This window comes from Actinoplanes sp. NPDC049548 (genome assembly GCF_040676695.1).
Lineage (GTDB): Bacteria > Actinomycetota > Actinomycetes > Mycobacteriales > Micromonosporaceae > Actinoplanes.
In genome coordinates, this window is record NZ_JBFAPM010000062.1 from 1 (window position 1) to 3,063 (window position 3,063).

The window sequence follows — 3,063 nt, forward strand, 5'->3', positions numbered from 1 at the left end:
GGACGTGCCGTTCGAGCGGCTGGTCGAGGAGCTGAACCCGGCTCGGTCGCTGTCCCGGCACCCGCTCTTCCAGGTCATGCTCGTCCTGCAGAACAACGTCGAGGCCGACTTGACGCTCGCCGGCCTCGACGTCGAGACCGAACAGGCCGGCAGCGGCGGCGCCAAGTTCGACCTGGCCCTCGCGTTCGCCGAAGGGCCGGGCGGCCTCGACGCCTACCTGCAGTACGCCACCGACCTGTTCGACCGCGGCACCGCCGAGCAACTGCTGGCCGGCCTGGCCCGGCTGCTGACGGCGATGGCGGCCGACCCGGACAGCCACCTGAGCCAGGTCGAGCTGCTCTCGGACGAGGAGCGGCAGCGCCTGTTGGTCCGCTGGAACGACACGGGCGCCGACGTGCCCGCCGACACGGTGCCGCAGCTGGTGGCCGCGCAGGCCCGGCGCACCCCCGAGGCGGTCGCGCTGGTCTCTGGGACCACCACGGTGACCTACGCCGAGTTGGACCGCCGCGCGAACCAGCTCGCCCACCACCTGATCGCGCTCGGCGTCACCCCCGGCACGCTCGTCGGGCTCTGCGTCGGCCGGCGCCCCGAGATGGTGATCGGCGCGCTCGCGGTGCTCAAGGCAGGCGGCGCGTACGTGCCACTCGACCCGAACTACCCGGCCGACCGGCTGGCCTACATGCTCGAGGACGCCGCCACACCCGTCGTGATCACCGAGCGCGCGCTGCACGACCGGGTGGCCGACGGCGGTGCCGCGATCGTCGACGTCGACATGGCGGTGGACCTGCCGACCGATCCGCCCACCGTGACGGTGACCCCCGACGACAGCGCATACGTCATCTACACCTCCGGCTCGACCGGCGCGCCGAAGGGCGTGGTCATCGAGCACCGCGGCCTGACCGACCTGTGCACCTGGCACAACCGCGAGTACGCCATCACTTCGGACGACCGGGCCAGCCAGGTCGCCGCGCAGGCCTTCGACGCGGCGGTCTGGGAGGTGTGGCCGTACCTCTGCGCCGGCGCGGCCGTCCACCTGCCCGACCAGGACACCTTGGACGACGCCGAGGCCCTGCTGCAGTGGATCATCCGCAGCGGACTGACCATCTGCTTCCTGCCCACCCCCCGCCTGGAGGCGCTGCTGGACGACCTGGCCCGGGCCGACACCCGGCTGCGGGCGGTCCTCACCGGCGGCGATGCGCTGCGCCGGCGCCCGAGCGAGGACCTGCCGTTCCGTGTGGTCAACCACTACGGACCTACGGAGTTCAGCGTCGTCGCCACCGCCGGCGACGTGCCGGCCACCGGTACGCACGCCGAGGAGGCGCCGCCGATCGGCGGGCCGGTCGACAACACCCGGCTCTACGTGCTGGACGGCAACCTGAGGCCCGTGCCGCCCGGCGTCATCGGCGAGTTGTACCTCTCCGGTGCGGGTCTGGCCCGCGGCTACCTGGCCCGGCCCGGCCTGACAGCGCAGCGGTTCGTGGCCAACCCGTTCGAGGCTGCCGCCAGGATGTACCGCACCGGCGATCTGGTGAAGTGGCGTTCCGATGGGCACCTCGACTTCGTCGGCCGCGCCGACCACCAGGTCAAGGTGCGCGGCTTCCGGATCGAACTCGGCGAGATCGAGGCGGTGCTGGCGCAGCACCCGTCGGTGTCGCAGGTCGCGGTGCTGGTCCGTGAGGACCGCCCCGGCCTCAAGACCCTTGCCGCGTACGTCGTAGGGAGCGCCGTGCAGCCCGAGGAACTGCGCCGCCGGGTCGCGGAGTTCCTGCCGGAGTACATGGTGCCGTCGGCGTTCGTCCTGCTGGCCGCGCTGCCGCTCACCCCGAACGGCAAGCTCGACCGCCGCGCGCTACCCGCCCCGGACGATGTCGAGGTCGGCTACCGCGGTCCGCGCACGCCGCATGAGGAACTGCTGTGCGGGGCCTTCGCGGCGGTACTCGGCGTCACCGTGGTCGGCATCGACGACAACTTCTTCGACCTCGGCGGGCACTCGCTGCTCGCCACCCGGCTGATCGGCCGGGTCCGCGCCGCGCTCGGCGCCGAGCTGAGCGTCCGGGACCTGTTCCAGTCGCCGACGGTGGCCGGACTCGCCGGCCATCTCACCCGCGTGCGGGACACCCGTCCGGTACTGCGGCCCGCGGAGCGCGGCGGTTGGGTGCCCCTCTCGTTCGCCCAGCGGCGGCTCTGGTTCGTCAACCGGCTCGACGGCGGGAACGCGACGTACTGCGTCCCCGTGGCGTTGCGGCTGCGCGGTGCGCTGGACCGGACCGCCCTCGAGGCCGCCATCGGCGACGTGGTGACCCGGCACGAGGCGCTGCGCACGGTCTTTCCCGAGGCTGACGGCGAACCCTGCCAGCGAATCGTCGACACGTTGCCCGCCATGACCGTCGTGGAGTGCGCCGAGCGTGACGTGCCCAGCCTGCTCCAGGAGGCCACGGCTCGACCCTTCGACCTCACCGTCGACCCACCGATCCGGGTGTCGCTGCTCGCCGTCGCCCCGCGGGAGCACGTGCTGCTGCTTGCCATGCACCACATCGCCAGCGACGGCGCGTCCATGGGCCCGCTGCTGCGCGATCTGGCGGCGGCGTACTCGTCCCGCCTGGCGGGCACGCCTCCGCGGTGGAGTCCGCTGCCGGTGCAGTACGCCGACTATGCGCTCTGGCAGCGGGACCTGCTGGGCAGCGCCGACGACCCGGAGAGCCTGGTCGTGCGGCAGGTCGCCTACTGGCGCGACGCTCTCGCCGGGATTCCGGAGGAACTGCCGTTGCCGGCAGACCGGCCCCGCCCGGCGATCCCCAGTTACGACGGCGGTAGGGAGCCGCTGGTCCTCGACGCGGAGCTGCACCGGGCGCTGCTGAACCTTGCGCGGAGCACCGGTACGACGTTGTTCATGGTCTTGCAGGCCGCGGTGGCGGCGTTGCTGACGAGGTTGGGCGCCGGTACAGACGTTCCGATCGGGGCGCCGGTCGCGGGCCGCTCGGATGAGGCGTTGGCGGATCTGGTCGGGTTCTTCGTCAACACGTTGGTGTTGCGTACGGACACCTCCGGCGATCCGACGTTCCG

General features: G+C 72.5%; 1 protein-coding gene. It reads left to right on the forward strand.

All coding sequences use genetic code 11. The features are described 5' to 3' along the window. Nucleotides 1-3,063 (forward strand): amino acid adenylation domain-containing protein (locus AB0J80_RS38445; protein WP_364714771.1); only part of this gene is annotated, 3,063 nt, incomplete at both ends.